This is a genomic window from Rodentibacter pneumotropicus DSM 21403 (genome assembly GCF_000379905.1).
Lineage (GTDB): Bacteria > Pseudomonadota > Gammaproteobacteria > Enterobacterales > Pasteurellaceae > Rodentibacter > Rodentibacter pneumotropicus.
In genome coordinates this window covers 95,936-120,154 of the sequence record NZ_KB904040.1, presented here as the reverse complement: position 1 = coordinate 120,154, position 24,219 = coordinate 95,936, and the positions used below count along the sequence as shown (strand labels likewise).

At 40.7% G+C, this 24,219-nt stretch carries 22 protein-coding genes, 1 tRNA gene and 2 pseudogenes; 13 read left to right on the top strand and 12 right to left on the bottom strand.

Annotated features, from left to right (window positions below):
• Window positions 1-6: 6 nt before the first annotated feature.
• Together A3GE_RS0100660 and frdA are read right to left on the bottom strand one after the other, a co-directional pair.
• On the bottom strand, window positions 7-777 hold the full coding sequence (locus A3GE_RS0100660; protein WP_018355355.1) for a succinate dehydrogenase/fumarate reductase iron-sulfur subunit: 771 nt from the start codon (window positions 775-777) through the stop codon (window positions 7-9).
• Window positions 770-2,569, bottom strand: coding sequence for a fumarate reductase (quinol) flavoprotein subunit (gene frdA, locus A3GE_RS0100655; protein ID WP_018355354.1), 1,800 nt, complete (start codon window positions 2,567-2,569; stop codon window positions 770-772). The genes A3GE_RS0100660 and frdA overlap by 8 nt, the downstream gene beginning before the upstream one ends.
• 291 nt (window positions 2,570-2,860) lie before the next feature.
• Between frdA and epmA the strand changes: the two genes are divergently transcribed.
• The 5 genes from epmA (at window position 2,861) to arcC (ending at window position 8,879) form a co-directional block, all read left to right on the top strand.
• The gene (gene epmA / locus A3GE_RS0100650; RefSeq protein ID WP_018355353.1) at window positions 2,861-3,844 is read left to right on the top strand and encodes an elongation factor P--(R)-beta-lysine ligase; all 984 of its coding nucleotides are present in this window, start codon (window positions 2,861-2,863) and stop codon (window positions 3,842-3,844) included.
• 227 nt (window positions 3,845-4,071) lie between these two features.
• Window positions 4,072-5,301: an HAAAP family serine/threonine permease gene (locus A3GE_RS0100645; RefSeq protein WP_026215332.1), complete on the top strand. Its 1,230-nt coding sequence runs from the start codon at window positions 4,072-4,074 to the stop codon at window positions 5,299-5,301.
• Between the two features lie 46 nt (window positions 5,302-5,347).
• Window positions 5,348-6,715 (top strand): L-serine ammonia-lyase, encoded by a 1,368-nt coding sequence (locus A3GE_RS0100640; protein ID WP_018355351.1) that lies wholly within the window; start codon window positions 5,348-5,350, stop codon window positions 6,713-6,715.
• 141 nt (window positions 6,716-6,856) lie between these two features.
• Window positions 6,857-7,861, top strand: coding sequence for an ornithine carbamoyltransferase (locus A3GE_RS0100635; protein ID WP_018355350.1), 1,005 nt, complete (start codon window positions 6,857-6,859; stop codon window positions 7,859-7,861).
• A gap of 73 nt (window positions 7,862-7,934) precedes the next feature.
• Window positions 7,935-8,879, top strand: a complete 945-nt coding sequence (gene arcC / locus A3GE_RS0100630) for a carbamate kinase (RefSeq protein WP_018355349.1) — start codon at window positions 7,935-7,937, stop codon at window positions 8,877-8,879.
• 46 nt (window positions 8,880-8,925) lie between these two features.
• Here arcC and A3GE_RS11370 read toward each other — a convergent pair.
• Window positions 8,926-10,164 (bottom strand): annotated as a pseudogene (locus A3GE_RS11370) (surface lipoprotein assembly modifier).
• Window positions 10,165-10,532: 368 nt separating this feature from the next.
• The gene (locus A3GE_RS12415; RefSeq protein ID WP_018355347.1) at window positions 10,533-11,603 is read right to left on the bottom strand and encodes a Slam-dependent surface lipoprotein; all 1,071 of its coding nucleotides are present in this window, start codon (window positions 11,601-11,603) and stop codon (window positions 10,533-10,535) included.
• Window positions 11,604-11,851: 248 nt separating this feature from the next.
• On the opposite strand from A3GE_RS12415, the gene A3GE_RS10890 reads away from it, so the two are divergent.
• Window positions 11,852-12,148, top strand: a complete 297-nt coding sequence (locus A3GE_RS10890) for a hypothetical protein (protein WP_018355345.1) — start codon at window positions 11,852-11,854, stop codon at window positions 12,146-12,148.
• Window positions 12,149-12,192: 44 nt separating this feature from the next.
• On the opposite strand, the gene A3GE_RS0100605 is transcribed toward A3GE_RS10890, so the two are convergent.
• A complete protein-coding gene (locus A3GE_RS0100605) occupies window positions 12,193-13,284 on the bottom strand; it encodes a metallophosphoesterase (protein WP_018355344.1) in 1,092 nt (363 codons plus the stop codon).
• 113 nt (window positions 13,285-13,397) lie between these two features.
• Here A3GE_RS0100605 and A3GE_RS0100600 point away from each other — a divergent pair, with 113 nt between their 5' ends.
• The 7 genes and pseudogenes from A3GE_RS0100600 to A3GE_RS12295 all read left to right on the top strand — a co-directional run.
• Window positions 13,398-13,727, top strand: coding sequence for a YbaB/EbfC family nucleoid-associated protein (locus tag A3GE_RS0100600; RefSeq protein WP_005629464.1), 330 nt, complete (start codon window positions 13,398-13,400; stop codon window positions 13,725-13,727).
• 62 nt (window positions 13,728-13,789) lie between these two features.
• On the top strand, window positions 13,790-14,392 hold the full coding sequence (gene recR, locus A3GE_RS0100595; protein ID WP_026215331.1) for a recombination mediator RecR: 603 nt from the start codon (window positions 13,790-13,792) through the stop codon (window positions 14,390-14,392).
• Window positions 14,393-14,401: 9 nt separating this feature from the next.
• Window positions 14,402-16,324: a DNA topoisomerase III gene (locus A3GE_RS0100590; RefSeq protein WP_018355342.1), complete on the top strand. Its 1,923-nt coding sequence runs from the start codon at window positions 14,402-14,404 to the stop codon at window positions 16,322-16,324.
• A gap of 141 nt (window positions 16,325-16,465) precedes the next feature.
• Complete coding sequence (gene secG / locus A3GE_RS0100585; RefSeq protein WP_018355341.1) at window positions 16,466-16,807, top strand: preprotein translocase subunit SecG; 342 nt, start codon at window positions 16,466-16,468, stop codon at window positions 16,805-16,807.
• Between the two features lie 22 nt (window positions 16,808-16,829).
• A tRNA-Leu gene (locus tag A3GE_RS0100580) sits at window positions 16,830-16,915 on the top strand.
• Window positions 16,916-17,020: 105 nt separating this feature from the next.
• The gene (locus tag A3GE_RS0100575) at window positions 17,021-18,442 is read left to right on the top strand and encodes a sucrose-specific PTS transporter subunit IIBC (protein ID WP_018355340.1); all 1,422 of its coding nucleotides are present in this window, start codon (window positions 17,021-17,023) and stop codon (window positions 18,440-18,442) included.
• A gap of 13 nt (window positions 18,443-18,455) precedes the next feature.
• Window positions 18,456-18,560: pseudogene (locus A3GE_RS12295) on the top strand (D-ribose ABC transporter substrate-binding protein); the annotation flags it as partial.
• Window position 18,561: 1 nt separating this feature from the next.
• On the opposite strand, the gene mtgA reads toward A3GE_RS12295, so the two are convergent.
• From mtgA to A3GE_RS0100540, 7 genes are all read right to left on the bottom strand, one after another.
• Complete coding sequence (gene mtgA / locus A3GE_RS0100570) at window positions 18,562-19,305, bottom strand: monofunctional biosynthetic peptidoglycan transglycosylase (RefSeq protein ID WP_018355339.1); 744 nt, start codon at window positions 19,303-19,305, stop codon at window positions 18,562-18,564.
• On the bottom strand, window positions 19,292-19,597 hold the full coding sequence (trpR, locus tag A3GE_RS0100565; protein ID WP_018355338.1) for a trp operon repressor: 306 nt from the start codon (window positions 19,595-19,597) through the stop codon (window positions 19,292-19,294). The genes mtgA and trpR overlap by 14 nt, the downstream gene beginning before the upstream one ends.
• A 32-nt stretch (window positions 19,598-19,629) precedes the next feature.
• Window positions 19,630-21,813 (bottom strand): transglycosylase SLT domain-containing protein, encoded by a 2,184-nt coding sequence (locus tag A3GE_RS0100560; RefSeq protein WP_018355337.1) that lies wholly within the window; start codon window positions 21,811-21,813, stop codon window positions 19,630-19,632.
• Between the two features lie 223 nt (window positions 21,814-22,036).
• Window positions 22,037-22,333, bottom strand: a complete 297-nt coding sequence (locus A3GE_RS0100555; protein WP_018355336.1) for a YciI family protein — start codon at window positions 22,331-22,333, stop codon at window positions 22,037-22,039.
• A gap of 10 nt (window positions 22,334-22,343) precedes the next feature.
• A complete protein-coding gene (yciA, locus tag A3GE_RS0100550; protein ID WP_018355335.1) occupies window positions 22,344-22,826 on the bottom strand; it encodes an acyl-CoA thioester hydrolase YciA in 483 nt (160 codons plus the stop codon).
• Window positions 22,826-23,386, bottom strand: a complete 561-nt coding sequence (locus A3GE_RS0100545; protein WP_018355334.1) for a septation protein A — start codon at window positions 23,384-23,386, stop codon at window positions 22,826-22,828. Before A3GE_RS0100545 ends, yciA begins: the two co-directional genes overlap by 1 nt.
• A complete protein-coding gene (locus A3GE_RS0100540) occupies window positions 23,387-24,136 on the bottom strand; it encodes a hypothetical protein (RefSeq protein ID WP_018355333.1) in 750 nt (249 codons plus the stop codon).
• Between the last annotated feature and the right edge of the window lie 83 nt (window positions 24,137-24,219).

Sequence of the window (24,219 nt, the reverse complement as noted above, 5' to 3'; positions counted from 1 at the left end):
TCCCCCTTAGCCTTTTGGTTTTAGCATAGAGATAACATAATCTTTGGCACTTTCTACTTTACCTTGGTTAATTGCAGAAGCCGGATCCACGTGTTTTGGACAGACTTCAGAACAATAACCCACGAAAGTACAGCTCCACACCCCGTTTTTACCGTTTAACAATGGCATACGTTGTACTTTTCCGCGGTCACGGTTGTCGAGGTTATAACGATGAGCCATAGTAATCGCAGCAGGTCCTAAGAATTCAGGATTTAGACCGAATTGCGGACAAGCTGCATAACACAAACCACAGTTAATGCACATTGAGAAAGTGCGGTATTTTTCAAGTTGCGCCGGGGTTTGTTTCGTGCGGCTTTTCGCAAGTTCTGCCGATGGATGCGGTTTACCATCTAATGGTGGTGCCTCATTGCCAATAATATATGGTTTGATTGCTTCTAAGCTTTCAATGAAGTGGCTCAAATCTACTACCAAATCACGTTCAATCGGGAAGTTTGCCAATGGTTCAATACGCATATGACCGCTGTAATCACGTAAAAAAGTTTTACATGCCAGTTTAGGCTTATTGTTAACCATCATTCCGCAAGAACCACAGATTGCCATACGGCAAGACCAACGGTAGGAAAGGGAAGGTTCAAGTTTATCTTTAATATAACCTAACGCATCAAGTAAGGACGTTTGGTTGTCATAAGGCACTTGGTAAGTGCTTAAATGTGGTTCTTGATCGCTTTCAGGGTTGTAGCGTAAAACTTCCACATTCATTACTGGTGAATTAGCCATTTGCTTGCTCCTTAGCTTTTGCAGCAGCTTCGGCAGCTTCTGCTTCCGCACCATAAACACGTTTTGCTGGTTGAGATTTAGTGATTTTTACCGGGCTGTATTCAATGCTCGGTGCACCATTCTCATTGTAGAAAGCAAGGGTGTGTTTTAAATAATTTACATCATCACGCTCAGTGTAATCTAAGCGTTGATGTGCCCCACGAGATTCTTTACGTTCAATAGCGGAATTAGCGATAGATTGCGCCACGTCAAGGATGTAACCTAATTCAACGGTGTAAAGCACATCAGTGTTAAATACACTTGAATTATCTGCGACACGAATACGTTTATAACGTTCTTTTAATTCTGCAATTTTATCAACCGCTCTTTGCATACTCGCTTGGTCACGGTAAATACCACAACCTTCTTCCATTACTGTACCCATTTCATCACGGATTTCAGACCAAGATTCGTTTCCTTCTTGCTTATGAAGGGCTTCCAAACGAGTGACAACATCTTTAGCTTGAGCATCAACTGCACTTTGATTTGCCGGCTGCGCTTCAACAGCACGTTGTGCAGCATATTCACCAGCGACGCGACCAAGTACAACAAGTTCCGCTAATGAGTTAGAACCTAAGCGGTTTGCACCGTGTAGCCCTGAAGAAGCACATTCGCCCACGGCAAATAAGCCTTTAATTCGGGTTTCGCTATTGAAATCAACTTCAATGCCACCCATGGTATAGTGAACAACAGGACGCACCGGAATCGGTTCATTGACGGGGTTTACCCCTTCGTATGCACTTGATAATTCACAAATGAATGGAAGACGTTCGTGTAAGTATTTTTCACCGAGATGGCGTAGATCTAAGTGCACGACATCTACACCTTTAGCCGTTTTTAAAGTATTACCCTTTTTCCATTCCTGCCAGAAAGCTTGGGATACTTTATCGCGAGGCCCTAGCTCCATATATTTATTTTCAGGTTTACCGATTGGTGTCTCTGGACCGAGACCATAATCTTGAAGATAACGATAGCCATCTTTATTGACTAAGATACCGCCTTCACCGCGACAGCCTTCGGTCATCAAAATACCGGTATTTGGTAAGCCGGTTGGATGATATTGTACAAATTCCATATCACGTAGCGGTACACCGTGACGATATGCCATCGATAAACCATCACCGGTTACAATACCACCGTTAGTATTGAATTTGAATGCACGACAACCACCGCCGGTTGCGATAACCACCGCATTGGCATTAATTTGAACAAGTGTACCTTCCATCATGTTCATCGCAACCATACCGCGCGCATGGCCGTCATCAACTAAAATATCTAATACGAAGTGTTCGTCAAAGCGTTGAATTTGAGGGAATTGTGTTGAGGTTTGGAAAAGTGTATGTAATAAGTGGAAACCGGTTTTATCAGCTGCGAACCAAGTCCGCTCGATTTTCATTCCGCCAAAACGACGTACGTTAACATCGCCATCAGCTTTACGACTCCAAGGGCAGCCCCAACGTTCTAACTGGGTCATTTCTACCGGAGAATGTTCTACAAAATACTCTACAACATCTTGTTCGCATAACCAGTCACCTCCGGCAACGGTATCGTGAAAGTGTTTATCATAGGAATCTTCTTCTTTAATAACTGCCGCTGCGCCGCCTTCTGCCGCAACCGTATGGCTACGCATTGGATAAACTTTTGAAACCAATGCGATTTTTAAATTAGGATTTGCTTCTGCTGCTGCAATTGCCGCACGTAATCCGCCGCCGCCCGCACCAACAATTGCAATATCGACATTAACTGTTTGCACGATATCCTCCAATCATGTAGTAAAGTATAAATAAAAAAATCCCTTAAAAGGGGAGCGTGAGCATTGTGCCATCTTTTTTACAAATTAATAACTTTTTTTCAGAGGAATTTCGGAGAAAATGCGAATTTTGTGATCTACCTCAAAAAAGTAAATTTATCTAAGTAAATCAAATGAGAAAGCTTTTTATTTGATGTGCTTTTGACGGTGATAAGACGGAAAGTTGAGTTATAAAATAGTCTCGTTTACAATGCTCGGGTTAATTATAATTTCACTAAGAAAACAACAGAAAAAATGACCGCACTTACTCCGAAAACTGTGTCGTGGCAACCCTCAGCCTCCATTAAAAATTTACTTGCTAGAGCTAAAATTATTGCCGAAATCCGCCGTTTTTTTACCGATCGAGGTTTGCTTGAAGTTGAAACCCCGGTTTTGAGTGAATTTGGTGTGACGGATATTCACCTTTCCACGTTTAGCACAGAATTTATTGCTCCTTTTGGTGAATTATCAAAAACGTTATGGCTCTCAACCAGCCCTGAATATCATATGAAACGTCTGTTGGCAGCAGGGAGCGGACCAATCTTTCAAATCAGTAAAGTGTTTCGTAATGAGGAAGGGGGGAATCGCCATAATCCGGAGTTTACTATGCTGGAGTGGTATCGACCGCACTTTGATATGTATCGTCTCATTAATGAGGTAGATGATTTATTGCAACAAATTTTAGATTGTAAACCTGCGGAAAGCATGAGTTACCAATTTGCTTTTCAAGAGTATGTAGGGCTTGATCCGCTTTCCGCCAGCCGTAAAGAATTGGTTGAGGCGGCACATCAACATAATTTTATGGCAGAAAAGGATGAGGATCGCGATACTTTATTGCAGTTTTTATTTAGCGAAGTGGTTGAGCCTAGAATTGGACAAAATGCTCCTGTGGCGGTTTACCATTTTCCTTCCTCACAAGCTGCACTTGCCCAATTAAGTCCGGAAGATCATCGTGTAGCAGAACGTTTTGAGTTTTATTACAAAGGGTTGGAGCTTGCCAATGGTTTTCATGAATTAACAGATGTAAATGAGCAGCGACGCCGTTTTGAGCAAGATAATCGTCAGCGTGAAAAAGTCGGGTTGCCGGAGCGTGCGATAGATGAGCGTTTCCTTGGTGCATTGCAAGCGGGGATACCGAATACCTCTGGAGTTGCCTTAGGCGTAGATCGTTTAATTATGATTGCTTTAAATGCTTCCAGTATTAAAGACGTGCTCTCCTTTTCTATTGAGAAAGCTTAATTTACATGGCAAGTGCGGTTAAAATATTGGTTGCTTTTTGACCGCACTTTAATCTAAACCAAATTTTGCTCATTTAATCGTGGAAAAACTGTTATCTAGATCACATTTCTAAAAATATTCTTTTGAATTTCACTTCCTTAAAGCATATTATGCGCGCCAGACTTTTAGGTGGTTACCTGAATAATTATAGTAAACCGATTTCTTTTTTAACTTTGAAGGTCTTTATTATGAAAAATCCAAAATGGAATAAATTTGATGCATCATGGATGTTAAATTTATTTGGTACAGCAGTGGGTGCCGGTGTTTTATTCCTACCGATTAATGCTGGTATGGGTGGTTTCTGGCCGTTAGTCATTATGGCAATTTTAGTTGGTCCAATGACTTATTTTGCACATCGTGGTTTAGCGTATTTTGTGCTTTCTTCCAAAAAGCCGGGCAGTGATATCACTGAAGTCGTGGAAGAACATTTCGGTAAAACGGCGGGTAAATTAATTACCTTACTTTACTTTTTTGCTATTTTTCCGATTCTGTTGATTTATGGCAATGGTATTACTAATACCGTAGATTCTTTTATTGTGAATCAGCTTGGCATGGTATCGCCTAATCGTGTGTTACTTTCTTTTGTTTTAATTGCTGTATTAATTTCAGTGATGCTTTTCAATGAAAAAGTGATGTTAAAAATTACCGAGTGGCTTGTATATCCGTTAGTACTTATTTTATTTGTGTTATCGATTTATTTAATTCCGGAATGGAACAGTGCGATGTTGCAGGAATTTCCGACTGCAAATAGTTTTATTACGACATTATGGGTAACAATCCCTGTTTTGGTTTTCTCTTTTAACCATTCTCCGGCAATTTCTTCTTTCACCTGTTCGCAATATCGTGAATATAAAGAATTTGACCGTACAGAACGCCATATCGGACGCACTGAAAAAGGCACGTCAACTATTTTACTTTTCTTTGTCATGTTCTTTGTATTCAGCTGTGTATTAACTTTAACGCCGGAAGAGTTATTGGCGGCAAAAGAACAAAATATTAGTATCTTGTCTTTCTTAGCGAACAAATTCGATAATCCTTATATTTCCTACTTTGGACCGCTAGTAGCATTTTTAGCGATTACCAGTTCTTTCTTCGGTCACTACATGGGGGCGCGTGAAGGTTTGGAAGGATTGTATTTAAAAATGAAAGGCGAGTCGGTTAACCGTAAAAAATTAAATTATGCAACCGCACTTTTCTTCTTAGTCACTCTATGGGGTGTTGCTATTATCAATCCGAGTATTCTTGGTTTAATTGAATCTCTTGGCGGTCCAATCATTGCGATGATTCTATTCATTATGCCAATGTATGCCATTCGCAAAGTGCCGGCAATGAAACGTTATCAAGGTCGCTTTAGTAATGTATTTGTAACCATAATGGGATTGATAGCTATCTCTGCGGTCGTATATGGATTATTATAAGCAGCTTAGAAGTTTAATTTAGCTTATCTTAATTAACGAGAAATATATGATTAGCGTATTTGATATGTTTAAAGTGGGAATTGGGCCTTCCAGTTCCCACACTGTTGGTCCGATGAAAGCGGGCAAACAATTTGTTGATGATCTTATCAAGCGTGGGCAGTTTGAAGAAACAGCTGAAATCCATGTTGATGTGTACGGTTCCCTCTCAATGACCGGGCGTGGCCATAATACGGATATTGCTATTATTATGGGGCTTGCCGGTTATTTGCCGCATGATGTGGATATTGACTTAATTTCACATTTTATCGAAAAAGTGAAAGAAACAGCACAGTTGCCGATTGACCAAGGCAAAAAAACGGTGAAGTTTGATTTTGATGACAATCTCATTTTTCACAGCACTTTTTTGAAACTACATGAAAATGGCATGACGATCATTGCATTAGATGCTGATCGTAAGGAACTTTACCGCCAGACTTATTATTCTATCGGCGGTGGTTTTATCGTGGATGAAGCGCATTTCGGTCAGGAAGAAGAAAGCGCAGTTAGTGTTCCTTATCCTTATAAAAATGCAGAAGATATTTTAAAGCATTGCAGCGAAAACGGTTTGATGCTTTCTACAGTCATGCTTGAAAATGAGACGGTCTTACATGGTAAGGAAGCGGTGAGTGCGCATTTAGATAATGTATGGAAAACCATGCAGGCTTGTATTGATCATGGGTTACACACTGAAGGTATTTTGCCGGGCCCATTGCGTGTTCCTCGCCGTGCTGCTTCGTTATATCGTATGTTACAAGCTAATACGAATTTATCGAACGATCCAATGCGTGTAATTGATTGGGTGAATATGTTTGCTCTTGCCGTTAATGAGGAAAATGCGGCAGGTGGGCGAGTGGTAACCGCACCGACCAATGGTGCTTGCGGTATTATTCCTGCGGTACTTTCTTACTATGATAAGTTTGTTTCGCCTTTAACACCGGAAATTGTTGAACGCTATTTGTTAGCAGCAGGAATGATTGGTTCCCTTTACAAAATGAATGCTTCAATCTCCGGTGCTGAAGTGGGTTGTCAAGGGGAAGTCGGTGTGGCTTGTTCCATGGCCGCGGCAGGTTTGGCTGAGATTCTTGGCGCTAATCCAATGCAAGTATGTATTGCAGCAGAAATTGCCATGGAGCATAACCTTGGTTTAACTTGCGATCCTGTTGGTGGGCAAGTTCAAGTACCTTGTATTGAACGTAATGCTATTGCTTCAGTAAAGGCGATTAATGCTGCTCGTATGGCATTACGTCGTACTACTAACCCGCGTGTTACACTTGATAAAGTGATTGAAACTATGTACGAAACGGGAAAAGATATGAATGCAAAATACCGTGAAACTTCTCAAGGAGGGTTGGCGGTAAAAATTGTTTGTACCTAATAAATAATAATGGGATGCGAAAGCATCCCTCTTTTTTACCGCACTTTCCTTTCCTCCTTCCGACTTTTCTCTTGAACGCAAACGTTTGCTTTGCTAAAATTCCGCGATTTTTTGTCAACACACGAGAAAAAGGGAGCAACTATGGCGTTTAATCTTAAAAACAGACATTTACTAAGTTTGGTAAATCATACTGAGCGTGAAATTCGATTCTTATTGGACTTAGCGAGAGATTTAAAAAGAGCAAAATATGCGGGAACCGAACAACCTCGTTTAACCGGTAAAAATATTGCACTTATTTTTGAGAAAACGTCAACGCGCACTCGATGTGCTTTTGAGGTGGCTGCTTATGATCAAGGCGCACACGTCACTTATATTGATCCCGTTTCATCCCAAATTGGGCATAAAGAATCAATAAAAGACACCGCACGTGTATTAGGTAGAATGTATGATGCCATTGAATATCGTGGGTTTAAACAATCAGTTGTAAATGAGCTTGCGCAGTATTCAGGCGTGCCGGTATTTAACGGTTTAACCGATGAATTTCACCCGACCCAAATGTTTGCTGATGTTCTCACTATGATTGAAAATTGTGATAAACCATTGAGTCAAATTAGCTATGTGTACATTGGCGATGCGCGTAATAACATGGGAAATTCTTTATTATTAATTGGTGCAAAATTAGGTATGGATGTACGTATTTGTGCACCAAAAGCACTATTACCGGAGGATTCACTCGTAAAAATGTGCGAAGAGTTTGCAGTGCAATCCGGCGCACGTATTACTGTTACCGAAGATATTGATCTCGCTGTCAAAGGGGTAGATTTTGTGCATACGGATGTATGGGTTTCAATGGGAGAACCGCTTGAGGCTTGGGCGGAACGAATCGATATGTTAATGCCTTATCAAGTCACACCGGAATTAATGAAACGAACTGGCAATCCAAAAGTTAAATTTATGCACTGTTTACCGGCATTCCATAATAGCGAAACCAAAATGGGGAAAGAAATTGCAGCAAAATATCCTCAGTTAGCAAATGGTATTGAGGTGACAGAAGATGTGTTTGAATCACCTGCAAATGTGGCATTTGAACAAGCGGAAAATAGAATGCACACGATTAAAGCCGTGATGGTGGCAAGTTTGGCATAGCAAGTTACAGATAGCATCGTAAATATCAAATTAACGGTGCTATTTTTTTATCAATTGAGAAGGAAAGCAAAAAATGAGAATTGTCGTTGCATTGGGTGGAAACGCCCTGTTAAAAAGAGGGGAGCCGATGACGGCTCAAAATCAGTCTGCGAATATTCGTATTGCAGCAGAACAGTTGGCAAAAATTAAACAAGAAAATGAATTGGTGATTTCTCACGGTAACGGTCCGCAAGTCGGGTTGTTAGCATTGCAACACGCAGCATATCATGCACAAGACCCTAAAATTGAACCTTATCCGTTAGATGTACTGGTTTCGCAAACGGTGGGAATGATCGGTTATATGTTGCAACAAGAATTAACCAATTTATTACCACAAACCCCAACTATTACCGTATTAAATCAAGTGATTGTTGATCCAAAAGATCCGGCATTTGAAAAACCAAGTAAACCTATTGGACAGGTTTATTCCAAAGAGGAAGCTGAAAGATTAGCGGCAGAAAAAGGTTGGACGGTAATGGCGGATGGGCAATATTATCGCCGTGCTGTACCCAGCCCCTTACCACAATCTGTCACAGGAATGGATTCCGTGAAAACCTTATTAGCCAATCGTAATATTGTCATTTGCGGTGGAGGTGGTGGAATTCCAAGCTATTATAACGGGAAAGGGGAACTACAAGGCGTTGAAGCCGTGGTGGATAAGGATTTATGTAGTGCCGTGATTTCTCAAGAATTAGAGGCGGATTTATTTATTATTGCCACTGATGTTCCTGCGGCTTGCGTGAATTTCAACAAACTGGATCAAAAACAAATAGCCAAAGCCAATCCACGGATGTTAGAAACCCTTGCTTCAGAGTTTGCTCCGGGTTCTATGGAGCCAAAAGTAAAGGCAGTGATCAATTTCGTAAAAGCCACCGGTAAAGAGGCAGTTATCGGCTCACTCAATGACATTGAACGCATTGTCAAAGGTGAAGCCGGTACAAGAGTGACCAACAGTATTGAAGGGGTTGAGTTTTATTAAACAAGAAAAAAGGGGATGAAAACATCCCCATTTTTGACCGCACTTTTTAGAAATTTTTCTCAATAGACATAAAGAACTCGCTGGTTTGGCGTGAGTAAAATTCAGGAATGTTACTGTCGATTTTACGATAGCGATAATTCAATTTAGGTGTGAAACCTTTCTATTGCAACTTGTTATGCCAAACCGTTACATTCACGCCATATTCCTTGTCTTGCCGTTTTTTGGTCGGGAAATAGAAATTTTCTGCTCGGAAATCACGTTTCACATAACGTCCGCTTAAACGCATCGCAAAATCCTTGATTTGCCATATCGTGCCAAGATTGATCCCTCGGCGAAGGAACGATTCTGCCTTATCTTGACTGTGATCGACGCTTCCTTCAATGCCACCAAATAGCAACCAATTCGGTTTAGCTTGATAACTGAATGAAAGGATTGCTCCGTTAATGTAGCCATTATGTCGGCGTGCCACATTGGTTTCGGCGTAGCGTTTTTGGGTATGAGAAAGCGTGCCTGAAATTGACCAGCGAGCGGTCAGTTCCTGCTGAAAATTTGCCACAACGCCATAATTTTTGCTGTAACGTGGTGAACCTAACCAATTTTGCTCAAAAAAGGGCATAAACCCGACTGATTGTAAGGCTGAACGGTAGCGATAGCCTAACGTCGCATACAAAGATTTTTCGCTGTAATCTTGATTATCCCAATAATGCACGCCGTTAAAATAGCCGTTGAATGCGACAAAATGATTGCCTGCCACATTCACTTCACGATTTAGCCCTAAGCCATAACGAAAACCGTGCGCCTTTTGGGGTAGCGAGTCTTTATCTTTTTGGAAACGGAGACCACCAAGTAGAATATCCTGTTGATCGGAGGCATTATTTACATTATCCGTCTGCATGTACTGCAATTCCGCGTCAACTTGCCAGTTTTGGCGTGTTTTCATTTCTTGTAGGTAGCGTTGTGCTAAACCTCGCATTTGTGGCGATAAATCCGGCACTGCTTGCTCAATGTCCGCTTTCGCTTGGCGATATTGTTTGTTTTCAAACCGCATTACCCCCAAATCGAAACGTGGGTAAGCCAGTGCGGGATGTTCATTCACGATCTGTTGATACAGGGAAATCGCTTCAGCGTATTGGCGTTCGGCACGCAACATTGCCCCTTTAGCGTAGCGGTAAAGGGTGGCATCATAATGGGCTTGCGCTTGATAGAGCGGTAATAACCGTTTCAACAATCTCCACTGTTGATTTACTACGCCATAGTTAATCAATTTTTCCAGTTTTGTTTGCATTGAATCCCTTTCATTCAGGGCGATTTGCGGTGTCGAAAGTGCGGTCGATTTTTGCGGTGTTTTTAGCTGAGGCTCATCGGTTTTCGGCACATTTGTTTCTTCAAAGAAGATAGATTTGGGCAAATGGACGGTTTCAGCCTGAGCGAGAAAGGGAACAAGCGGTAGAAAATAAGCAAATTTTTTCATAATAAATAGTAGGGACACACTGCGTGTGTCCGCTTATAACATATTGAAATAATTTGATTTTATAACGGACGCACGCAGTGTGTCCCTACAGATCAAAAAATTAAATTTGTGTCACGATATATAACGGAACAAAAGAATGCCGTTTAAATTGCTTTAAACGGCATTTGGTTAAAGGTTAACAATTATTTTTGGATTTCGCCACGAGTGCCGCCAAAGCCTACGACATCTTTACCATCAAAGGATACTTTACCGCCAATTTCTTCTGCATTTTTACCGAAGAAATCTAACGTGTAATTGCCCGAATTATAACTTTGGGTTGCAGTAGCCGAAATGCTTGTGCCAGAAATAGAGCCTTGTTCTAAGGTAATATCACGTCCTAAACCTGTGATATTTCCTGAACCAGTTTTATTTGAAAAATTGACTTGATAAGATAATTTACCTTGATTTAGAGCATCAAATGCTTTGCCATTATAAGAAGCTGTTCCTTCTGTCGGAAGAGCGTCAACTTTAGTTTTTAATCCATTAATACCAACGTTATGAAGCTCATTAACTTCAGAATAATTACGAGTTCCTGATTTTGTATCCGCAGTAATTATTGAATATGGTTGATTATAAATGGCTTTGCCTGTTGTCAGTACTTCCCTGATAGCATAGCAACGACCATTGGTACAGCTACTACTTGATCTGCTTGAAGTACCATCAGTACTAATAGATAACCCATCTTTATATTGCCCTTCATAAATCCCTTTAGCATTGTTAATTAGCAATTTATTAAGGTTATTTTCTACTTGTTCATCACTAGATCCAACATTACGTTTAGCAAAAGCTTCAGCTTCATTTTCCGTGAGACCTTCGGCAATTGCACGTTTAGTTAAATTTTTTACTTTAATAAACGTATCTAAATTTACTTTTAAAGCACCATCTTCACTATCAATATTATTTTGGGCAAATTCCTGTGCTTCTTCATCTGTCAATCCATTATCTTTTGCTAGGGTAACTAATTCTTTAGTTTTCTTTTCTATTCTTGCCTCTTCAGCTTTACGAGTTTCCTCTGCTAAACGAGCTTCTTCGGCTTTACGGGCTTCTTCGGCTTTGCGATCTTCTTCCGCTTTTTTAGCTTCACTCACTTGTTGCTGTGTTTTTTCATTTTTAACCGTGGGCTTGCTATCGGTAGAATTAGAACCACCACTACTCCCACATCCGGTTAATGCCAATAAAAGTGCGGTTGCAATTGAGAGGTTTTTTAGTTTCATTTTGGTATCCTTAAATAGTAGTATGATTAAAAAACCAAAAAAATTATAATTTTGTATTAATTTGTGTACAATCAACCACCAGTTACAGTGAGTTACCGTATTAAGGTAACTATTCATAATGAGAGTAAACTATGAAAATTAATGAAAAGATCCGTCAATTACGTGAACAACACCAACTATCTCAGGAAAATATGGCGGAGAAATTAGGAATGTTGGTAACGGGGTAGGCCAAAATTGAGCGGGGAGAAGTGCGTTCGACCTTATCACGTTTAGAACAGATTTTAGACGTTTTTGAGCTGGATATTTGTGAATTGCTGGCGTTTGGGGAAAACGAGAAGGTTTATTTTAATAATTCCTCAAGTGGCTCTACAAACTCAAATAATTCTAATCATTTCTTGTTTGCAGTAGGGAATGAGAATTTAGAAAAAGCGATTCAACAATTACAATTAATGGTGACACACAAAGACGAATTATTGCTACAAAAAGACAAAATTATTCATGGTTTAGAGCGTGAGCTTGAGTTACTCAGAAAATTACAAAATTAAGAAATTGAAACGGGGATGAAAATATCCCCATTTTTGACCGCACTTTATTTGCCTTTCACATCAATAATCATCACTTCCGACTGTGTTCCCAAGCGCATTGGGATTCCCCAGAATCCGTAGCCTGATGTCACCATAAAATATGGATTGCCGATTTTTTCTAAGCCATAATCAATACGGTAGGTGAGGGCGGTGATGAGATTCGCTGGAAAAATTTGCCCTTTGTGGGTGTGGCCGGAAACCTGTAAATCAAAAGGCAATGTTGAATGGATTTCCACTTCGGAAGGGCGGTGATCGAGGACAATAATCGGTAAGTCCTGTTTAGCTTGTTTTAACAACATTTCCGTACTTGGACGGTGTTTTTCGAGATCGTCATTTCGTCCGATTAAAACGAGTTCGTCGTTAATTGTCGCCACTTGATCTTTTAATAGGATAATACCTGCTTGACGGATTTCTGCGGTGATTTCATCTTGGTGTCCAAAAAAATCGTGATTGCCTAGAGTGGCATAAACCCCCATCGGCGCACGAAGTTTCGCCAAATGTGGACGCATATTTTCTGCTAAATAGGCAGTGACATTATCGTCCATAATATCACCGGGGAGGAGGATGAGATCGACCTTTTGTTCCGTCATTATTTGTGCCAATTTGTCTAAGGCTTTTCCACCAAATAAACTACCTAAATGCAAATCGCTTGCCACGCCGATTCGCAGCGGTTTCATGGGTTTATCCAAGGTGATTTCATAATTGACGATACGTGGTGTATAAGCATTATAAAGGCTCAAACCGATTAATCCGGCAAAGGCGAAAGGATAGGCGAGACGTAAAGTGCGGTTGATTTTTGCAATGGATTTTGTTTTTCTAAAGAGAAATGAAATAGCCGCAATAGTGAGGCTGATAAAGGCAGAAAAAAGCAATAAGGCGAGCATTAATGCGATAATGCGGAAAGCTGTGAAAAATTGTAGGACTTGCCCAATCCAGAGGGCATTCGGTAGTGCAAAGATGATGATAATGAGGTATTTTTTGCCCCGTTGGGAGAGTTTTCCGGCAAAAAGCCATTGCAAAGTGCGGTTAAAAATAAAGAGAAATAATTGCAAGCCGATGATTACGGCGGTAAAGATAATATAGTAACGGGTTTCCATAAAGTTCGTGCTTTCCTCAAATTCTAAAAGGGCGAATAATAAATTTCTCTGTTTCCAAAGGCAAATTTTTTCGCTAGAATGCGTCTAATTTTTTGACTTAAAAGGATGACATTATGTTTGGAAAAGGCGGTTTGGGCGGCTTGATGAAACAAGCGCAACAAATGCAAGAAAAAATGCAGAAAATGCAGGAAGAAATCGCACAACTTGAAGTAACCGGTGAATCAGGCGCTGGATTAGTGAAAATCACTATTAACGGCGCACATAATTGTCGCCGTATTGATATCGATCCTTCTTTAATGGAAGACGATAAAGAAATGTTGGAAGATTTAATTGCTGCCGCATTCAATGATGCGGTGCGTCGTGCGGAAGAATTGCAAAAAGAAAAAATGGCATCGGTCACTGCCGGTATGCCGTTACCGCCGGGAATGAAGTTTCCTTTTTAATTGTTTGGTGCGTGAAAGCAGATTTTCACGCACCATTTCCTATTGTCCTTTCATTTATCATTATGCAAGGTAGTCCACTTTTAGAACATCTCATTGAAAATCTCCGTTGTTTGCCGGGCGTGGGGCCAAAATCTGCACAGCGTATGGCATATCATCTTTTGCAACGCAATCGCAGCGGTGGAATGAATTTAGCGCGAGCGCTCACTGAGGCGATGTCTAAAATTGGGCATTGTTCCCACTGTCGTGATTTCACGGAAGAAGAGGTTTGCAACATTTGTAATAATCCGCGCCGTCAAAATTCCGGCTTACTTTGTGTGGTGGAAATGCCGGCGGATATTCAAGCTATTGAGCAAACGGGGCAATTTTCCGGTCGATATTTTGTGTTGATGGGGCATTTGTCGCCACTTGATGGCATTGGTCCTCGTGAAATTGGTTTGGATTTATTGCAAAAACGTTTGGTGGAAGAATCTTTTCATGAAGTGATCCTTGCCACTAATCCTACCGTAGAGGGTGATGCCACGGCGAATTATATTGCGGAGATTTGCCGTCAACACAATATCAAAGTGAGCCGTATTGCCCATGGAATCCCTGTGGGGGGGGAACTTGAGACCGTTGATGGCACCACACTGACCCATTCTTTCCTTGGTCGCCGTCAGATCGACTAATCTTTTACTATGCGTTTATTTATCGCCGAAAAACCAAGTTTAGCGCGGGCTATTGCCGATGTGTTGCCTAAACCTCATCAACGTGGTGACGGCTTTATTAAATGCGGCGATAAAGACGTGGTGACTTGGTGTGTGGGGCATTTGCTGGAGCAGGCAGAACCCGATGTTTATGATCCCAAATTTAAACAATGGCGGTTGGAGCATTTACCTATTATTCCCGAAAAATGGCAACTTTTACCACGTAAAGAGGCGAAAAAACAGCTTTCTGTGGTGGAAAAACTAATTCATCAAGCGGATGAATTAGTTAATGCGGGAGACCCGGATCGAGAAGGGCAACTTTTAGTGGATGAGGTGTTTAGCTATGCGAATTTGAGTGCAGAAAAGCGTGATAAAATCCAACGCTGTTTAATCAGCGATCTCAATCCGAGTGCGGTGGAAAAAGCCGTTAAAAAATTACAGCCGAACCGTAATTTTATTCCTCTCTCCACTTCTGCATTGGCACGAGCCCGTGCTGATTGGCTTTATGGTATTAATATGACGCGTGCTTATACCATTCGCGGACGGCAGGCTGGCTATAACGGTGTGCTTTCTGTCGGGCGGGTACAAACCCCTGTGTTGGGGCTGATTGTACGCCGAGATTTGGATATCGAGCATTTTCAGCCGAAAGATTTTTATGAAGTGCTGGCGTGGATCAATCCGGAAGATCAGGCTGAAAAAACATCGGAAAAATCGACCGCACTTTTCAGCGCATTATGGCAGCCAAGCAAGGCATGTGAAGATTATCAAGATGAAGACGGGCGTGTGCTTTCCAAAGCCTTGGCTGAGAATGTGGTAAAACGTATTACTGATCAGCCGGCGGAGGTGACGGATTATAAAGATGTGCTAGATAAAGAAACCGCCCCCTTGCCTTACTCTTTATCCGCTTTACAAATTGATGCGGCGAAACGCTTTGGTATGTCTGCTCAAGCGGTATTGGACACCTGTCAGCGATTGTATGAAACCCACCGCTTGATTACTTATCCTCGTTCTGATAATCGTTATTTGCCGGAGGAGCATTTTGCCGAACGTCACCAAGTATTGAAGGCAATTTCTGTTCATAGTGAAACCTATCAAACATTGCCAAGTGTGGTGGATACAAACCAAAAAAATCGTTGCTGGAATGATAAAAAAGTGGAAGCGCACCACGCAATCATTCCTACTGTGAAAAGCCGTTCGGCGAATTTAACTCATGACGAACGTCATATTTATGATCTCATTGCTCGGCAATATTTAATGCAATTTTGTCCTGATGCGGAATATCGTAAAAGCAAGATTACATTGAATATTGCCGGTGGCACCTTTATTGCACAAGCTCGAAATCTACAAGTGGCAGGCTGGAAAGCACTACTTGGCAAAGAAGACGATACGGAAAATCAAGAACCGTTATTGCCGATTGTGAAGAAAGGGCAGGTTTTGTATTGTGAACGTGGGGAAGTGATTAGCAAAAAAACACAACCGCCAAAACCTTTTACTGATGCAACCTTGCTTTCAGCGATGACGGGGATTGCCCGTTTTGTTCAAGACAAAGAATTGAAAAAAATTCTGCGGGAAACCGATGGGTTAGGTACGGAAGCAACCCGAGCCGGTATTATTGAATTACTCTTTAAACGCGGCTTTTTAACTAAAAAAGGGCGTAATATTCATAGTACGGAAACAGGGAGAATATTGATTCAGGCCTTGCCGGATATCGCCACCCAACCGGATATGACGGCACATTGGGAAGCACAGCTTACAGATATTAGCCAAAAACAAGCCACCTACCAACAATTTATGTATGGAGTGAATCAAATGTTGCCGGATTTGGTTCATTTTGTTGATTTCAATGCCTTGAAGCAGTTAAGCCAAATCAGCCAAACATTAGAAAAGCCGAGAAAAAGAGCGGTCAAAAAATGAAATAATTTCATATCGGAAAATAAGTTGGTTAAAGTTGATACAGTCGAGCAATAAATAAGAAAAAAAACTTGCGAAAAAGATGAAATGTTTATATTATTCGCCCCAGTTTTCTTGCGTAATACGCAATTTAGAGTAGAAAAAATGTATCAGGTTCTTTTGTTTATTTATGTTGTTGTCGCCATTGCATTGATCGGGTTTATTCTCGTTCAACAAGGTAAAGGTGCAAATGCGGGTGCCTCTTTTGGTGGTGGCGCATCTGGCACAATGTTTGGCTCAGCAGGTGCAGGCAACTTTTTAACCCGTACCAGTGCAATTTTAGCAACGGCATTTTTTGTTATTGCGCTCGTGTTGGGCAACTTAAACTCTCATCGTGCCAATGTAGAGAAAGGTGCGTTTGATGATTTATCAAAAACTGCGGAGCAAGTTCAGCAACAACTGTCTTCCCCTGCAGTAGAAAATAAGAATAACGATATTCCGCAATAAATTAAAATAGATAAAATTTAACGCTCTGGTGGTGGAATTGGTAGACACGCTATCTTGAGGGGGTAGTGACCACAGGTCGTGCGAGTTCAAGTCTCGCCCAGAGCACCAAGACACTTTTCAAAGCCTTTCGTAACATCTCGAAAGGCTTTTTTACATTAGTTAAATTTAGTCAGAATTTATCAGTTTTATTTTTTTACTAATCAGGAGAAACTTATGAACTTCCCCAAAATTGCTGAACAAGTGATAGAAAAATTGGGTGGTAAAAGTAATATTGCCACAGCGGCGCATTGTGCAACGCGCTTGCGTATCGTTTTAAACGATGAAAGCAAAGTGGATAAAGAAGGTATTGATAATATTGAGGGCGTAAAAGGACAGTTTTCCGTTGCCGGTCAATATCAGATTATCTTCGGTTCAGGTACGGTGAATAACGTTCACGTAGAGCTGACCAAACAGCTTGGTATTGGTGATGTCAGTAAAGCTGAGGTTGCGGAGGCTGCAGTCGGTAATCAAGGTTTATTACAACGCTTGGTGAAAGGTTTGGCGGATATTTTCGTACCGATTATTCCTGCGATTGTGGCAGGCGGTTTGTTGATGGGTATTCACTCCATGCTAACCTCTGTCGGTTTCTTTTGGGAAGGGCATTCGGTTGTAAGTAAATATCCTGAAGTTTCTGATTTAGTCGATTTCATCAATACGATAGCCAATGCTCCTTTTGTCTTTTTACCTGTCTTGCTAGGATTTTCCGCTACGCGTAAATTTGGTGGTAATCCATTCTTAGGGGCGGCTTTAGGCATGCTCTTGGTTCATCCGGCTTTGGCTGATGGGTGGAACTATGCGAAAACCTTAATGGAAGGCAATATTCAATATTGGAATGTGTTTGGGCTCGAAATTGAGAAAGTCGGTTATCAAGGAACCGTGATTCCAACCATTATTTCAGCTTGGGTGTTAGCAACGCTGGAAAAAACATTTCGTAAGTTTGTGCCTTCTTATCTAGATAATCTTGTTACACCATTATGCTCGCTCTTTATTGCCGGTTTCTTGGCATTCACCGTGATCGGTCCGTTTGGTCGTGAGGCGGGGTCATTAATTTCAGCCGGTTTGACATGGTTGTATGACACTCTTGGTTTTGTGGGTGGTGCGATTTTCGGTACGTTCTATGCACCGATTGTTATCACCGGTATGCATCAAACTTTTATTGCGGTAGAAACCCAACTATTAGCTGATGTCGCACACACAGGCGGTACGTTTATTTTCCCAATTGCAGCCATGTCTAACATTGCACAAGGGGCTGCTTGTTTAGGGGTTGCTTTGGCATTAAAAGATCCAAAAGTGCGTGGTTTGGCCGTGCCTTCAGGGGTTTCTGCCTTATTAGGGATTACCGAGCCGGCAATGTTCGGTGTGAACTTACGTTATCGTCAAGCGTTTTTTGCGGCAATGATTGGTTCTGGCTTGGCAAGTGCTTTCATCGCATTTTTCAATGTAAAAGCTATTGCGTTAGGTGCAGCCGGTTTCTTGGGTGTTCCATCAATCAAACCGGATAGCCTTGCGATGTACAGCATGGGTATGGCAATTTCTTTTATCGTGGCATTTAGCCTCTCTTTTGTGATGGTAAAACGTGCTGACGTGAAAGCTTAATTTCTAACAAAAAGTGCGGTCGAAATTATTCACAAACTCGCTTACTCGTTTGTTCCCCCCTATCGGGGCTGTTGGCAAAGCCAACGTTCAAAAAACGTTGTTTTTTGTGACCGCACTTTTTAATCTAGCTGTTTTAAATAATTTATTCCTAGATTTCTCATTTGCCTGATAATCCATTGCTGTTTTTTACGTACCAATGCACTCGGCTTTTTGACTTTATAAATGATGGGATTCGGCAAAACGGCTGCCAGTAATGCTGCTTCGGATTGTGTCAAATTTTTTGCTGATTTATTAAAATAAAAACGGCTTGCGGCTTCAATGCCAAAAATTCCTTCGCCAAATTCTGTAATATTTAAGTAGATTTCTAAAATCCGTTTTTTTGACCAGCTCAGTTCTAATAACGCTGTGGCAGGTACTTCTAATCCTTTACGTAGCCAACTTTGTCCGTGCCACAGCATTAAATTTTTGGCGGTTTGTTGGGAAATAGTAGAACCACCCCGAATTTTGCGCGTTGATTTTCCGTTATGTTTGAATGCTTTTTGAATGGCTGTGAAATCAAAACCGTAATGAGAGGGGAATTTTTGATCTTCCGCTGCAATGACGGCAAGTTGCATATGTGGCGAAATTTTCTCAAGGCTCACCCAAGTCGATTTTGCCCAATAATGGAAATTTCCTTGTAACCAATGTCCGACTTGCTGTTGAGCCATATAAGAAGAAAAAGGCACGGGAACAAAGCGAAAAAGTAGGACAAAAGCAAAAATGGCGAGGAAAAATCGGATTGCTATGCGCTGCCAATTTTTCTTCCACCATTTGGGACTCAATAACCGCAAAAGTGCGGTTAAAATTTGCTTAGTTTTTTTCAACGTCGTCAAGATGTTGTTTTACCCATTCTATAAAATTCGGATCCATGGTTTTGATCATATTTGAACCGCGTGTAATGGTGGCGGCACTGGTATTCAGATTTTGTTGGATTTCACGTTGAGATAAATTTTTATCTAATAGCTGTGAGACAATTTGTAAGCGTAAGCCCACGGCATCGCGTTCGTCAGCAGTGAGAAGCAAGGTTAAAAAATCTTGTGCTTTGCCTTGTTCAAAAGCTGTTTGTAGCATGGTAAGAAAAGCGTTCCATTGATCTAAATTGCGACTGATATACATAATTATCATCCTATACTATTAAACTAGTGCGCTTAGTATAGCCGATCAAATTCTTCTTGGCTAAAGGTTTGTGGATTTTCTTGATGTTGTAATAGTTGGTAGTAAAAATCATAGGCTAGCACATTCTGCACATAACCACGGGTTTCAAAAAAGGGAATTGAGGCGATGAATTCATCCATTGCTAATTTTCCTCCTGCTCTTGCCAGCCATTTTTCCACCCGATTTGCTCCGGCGTTGTAAGCGGCGGCAATGAGAATGCGATTATTCGGGTATTTTATATTCAGCTCATTTAAGTGTGCCGTACCAAGCAAAATATTATTGAACGGTTTGAATAAATCGTTTTCCGCTTGATAAGGTAATTGATTATTATCGGCGGTTGCCTTGGCAGTGTTTGGTAAAAGCTGCATTAATCCTCGAGCATTAGCGGAAGATTGCGCCATTGGATTCCATGCACTTTCTTGACGGGCTATTGCCATAGCAAAGGTTTTAGTTACGGAGTTGTCAATTTTTGCGGGAAGAGGCATTAAAGCAATATCAAAATAATTTTGATAGGCATTTGGTAGGCGCAATGCAATATGATTCCACGCTTTAGCGATGATCGAACCGTCCACACCCAAATCAAACCATCCTTGCTGATTGGCATATTCACTCAAAGCAATTTGTTTAGCTTGTTTTGAGTCGCCGGAAAGACTTTCAAGTAAAAAACGCCAACGTTGTTTGGCTGCACCGAGACGATCTAATTGACGAAGTTCGGCAATTTCATTTAGTGTGGTACGGTGACTCTCGATAAGTGCGAGTTTCGTTTTTTTATTTAACGTGGATTGAGGCAATTCAATACGATAGTCAGCACCACGATTTTGAGGGTTGAGCATGGCTTTGGCTAACATCGGATAAAATCCCCGCTCTTTGGAAAGTGCGGTTAAAATTTCTTGTGTTTTTTGTTGATCGCTTTTTGCCAGCCAATAACGCCATTCCTGTTTTTCCTTTCCTTCTTTTGAAAGGGCATTAAGCCAAGGTATCAGATCGGTTTTTTGCCAAATTGCCATTCGCAAACGGCGTTCAACAAGATTATCAGCCTTTAACGCCAAGATTTCAGCATCACGCCATTGTTGAAAATGTAGTGTTTCATTATCAAAAAAACGACTAATAAAAGCGATTTTCCAGTGACGAATTTGAGTATCGCTGAGTTGCCAGTTTTTTGCCCATTGTAAATAGAGAGTAAAATCCGGATTATCCATATTTTCAGGAAGAGTACGTAAATAACGTGAAAAGCCTTGGATGATGGCAAATTGGCGACGAATTTTACCCTTTTCACTATCAGGCAATGTCTCCGCAAATTTTTTTAAATTCACCGGATTTTTTAGTAAATCGGTATAGTCTTGTAGGTCTGCCAAAATTATTGGATCTTCTTTTATATTATCAAGATTATCCAATTCTCCCGCCAGTAATGCTAAGCCTTTTCCATCATTTTGAGCGAATAAATTTTCCGCTTTTTGATAAATTTTGTCTGCCGTTCTGCCACCATTGGCATACCATTTTTTCCATAGGTCGGAGTTATTGGTCAGTTCACCATTATTGAGCCAAAGTGTTTCAAAACGGTTCAAAATATCCGCTTCTTGAGCCTGTTGATGATTTTTATTTGATTCTGATGATTTTTGAATGAGCTGATATTCCTTACCTAATACGGCAATTTGCATTTCCACCCCATTTGGGGTAATCTTTTTGGCGTAATCCACGAATTGTTCGGAATCACTGTTATTAAGTAAGGTAAGAATGTTTTGTTCCAAACGGGAACGGAGAAAATGATGGGGATAGTGAGCAACATAATCCTCTATCTCTTTTTTTAGCGTCATTACTTCTGTTGAAGGCGTGTTTTGCGTTACCGATTTTATTTGACTGTCAAAGTAGGCAAACCAAGCATCAGTTTGCAGTGGATAGCCTTCCAAGGAATGAATTAATGATAGAAAAAACGCTCGATTTTCAAAAACACGATTATTTTTAACCGCACTTTTCAATAGGTTTTCAAATTGTAAGAAAGTTGCCCGTTGATTAAGGCGTTTCAACTCGGTATTCTGTTGGTTCTGCTGCCATTTTAACTGTTCTTCTGCGAGATTAATGGTTGGCATGCTTTTCGACTTATCTGCATTTGTATTTGCTCTGATAGGCTGAGAAAGTGCGGTTAATATTGCAAGAGAAATAAGAGGGAGTTTTTTCATACTATTCCTGTGAGATAAGAATTTATCGATATTATGTAGCAGTTGCACAAAGCTGGTTTGGGGTACATTTCGTGAAATTTCTGTTTTTGTGAATTTACTACATAATACCGGAAATTATTCCTTGTTAGGTTGAATTGGTTTAACAGTATAGGCGGTTAAACTTATATGCTCCAATTAACAAAAAAGCGAATCTTTAGATCCGCTTTTTCATATATTAGTTCCCTTAGAAAACTTTTTTAAAGGGTTTTACTGTGACTTCGCCATAAACACCTGCGGCTACATAGGGATCTTGTGCCGCCCAATCTTTTGCGGCGAGTAAGCTGTCAAATTGAGCAATCACGGTCGAACCGGTGAATCCTGCATCGCCGGGGTTTTCATCGTCAATCGCCGGATTAGGGCCGGCAGTAAGTAAACGATCTTCGGCTTGTAGTTGTTTTAAACGGGCTAAATGTTGTTCACGAACGGCAAGGCGTTTTTCAAGCGTGCCGGGAATATCTTGGGCAATAATAACGTAATACATGGTTTCTCCTTTAAGTATTTTTAGTTTGTTGATTCTCATATTCTTGAATCAATGCGAGAGCTTTTTCTAGCTCCTCATTGCCTTCCCGTGGAATTGCGCGGGATTTTCCTTTGTTATCCACAGCAACGAAGGTAAACACCGCATCGGTTACGCAATAGCGTTCGCCAATCGGTTCACTGGCAACTTTTTTCACCCAGACTTCTACTTTAATTTGAATGGAAGAACGTCCGATTTTTAGGCATTGACCGTAGCAGCACACCACATCACCCACTGCAATAGGTTTGATGAAATTCATACTTTCTACGGCAACGGTAACGACCCGCCCATGTGCGATTTCTTTGGCTAAAATGGCACCGCCCATATCCATTTGCGACATTATCCAACCGCCAAAAATATCACCGTTTGCATTGGTGTCGGATGGCATTGCAAGCGTACGTAGTAGGAGTACGCCCTTTGATTGACGACCGTTTTTATCAATAAAATTTGAGGACATTAGTTCTCTCCGTCTTTATGGTTATTTTGTTCATCTTTGGGTAAAAATTTGTAAATGTAAGCGCCGGAAATGATGGTGGCAATCAGTGTCATTCCGATTAAACCGAAGGATTTAAAATCAACCCAAGCCTCTTCCGACATATTGTGACTAATATAAATATTCACCAACATACAAATAATAAAGAAAATTGCCCAGCCGAGATTGAGTGTATTCCAAGCCTGATCCGGCAGCTTAATTTCTTTACCCAGCAATTTTTTCATCAAAGGTGTTTTAAATTGAAATTGTGCTACAAGCAATATGATGGCAAAAAGTGCATTTACAATGGTGACTTTCCATTGCAAATAGCGTAACTCGTTGAAATAAGCGGTTAAAAGACCGAAGAAAACGACCGCACCAGCCATGATTTTTTGTTGTTTTTCAACCGTGCCGTATTTCCATTTTAAGATCACCATTTGCACAAGGGTGGCGATGACTAAGACGATTGCCGCATCACGTACGCCGCTCAATTTATAAGTGATAAAAAATAAAATCAGTGGAATAAATTCAAGTAGTTGTTTCACTTATGACTCCTTCATAAATAAGCTGTAAAAACGATAGGTCACAACCTGCATTAATATATTTAGTAGTGAAGCAAAGGCACTGACCACAAGTATAAAAATTATATTGTTGGATAGGGTCGTGAGCTGAAAAATTAATGTTGGTACAACAAAATACATTAATAGAGCATAAATAAACAATGCCCCTTTTTGGTTTCGCCCTTGTAGCCAAATTTTTTGCAGGCTTTGTCCGATGCCATCCTGTGTCGTTAAGTAGTGGGTTGTCGATAAATTTAGACGAATAAAAAACCAAATGCCGACAAAAATCGCTACAAGTGAAATTATTGAGGGTGAGCTTTTGGTGAGTGCTGCAGCGCCGATTTCAAATAAACCAAGCGATATAGGAATAACAATAATAAGCTCAAGGAGCACGACACCGATAAAACGTGAGAGTGTTGCGCTGAAAGTTTGTCCTAAAGTGAGGTAATTTTGTTGGCTGATTTTATGGATTGTCATCAATCCCCAAGCACTTACAAAGGTTGTAGTTAATTGTGTGATAGAAAATGAAGTAAGAAAACCGATGACATCAATATTTGTCATATCAGATAAAGTTTTCATACCGCTTAAGGCTTCTTGAGAAGTAAATGACGGGCTTAACAATAGGTTTAAAACCTGTACCATTAATAGGATTGATACAAGTTGAAACATAGTTTTTTTCTGATTGCGGAAAAAATTCCAACTATCTTGTAAAATCTGTGTAAAGTTGATATTCATTCAAGCCTCTCTTTTTCAAAATGAGGCGATTATACCTTGTTTATACTACTATGCCATTTATCTTCTGTAAAAATTTACTTTTG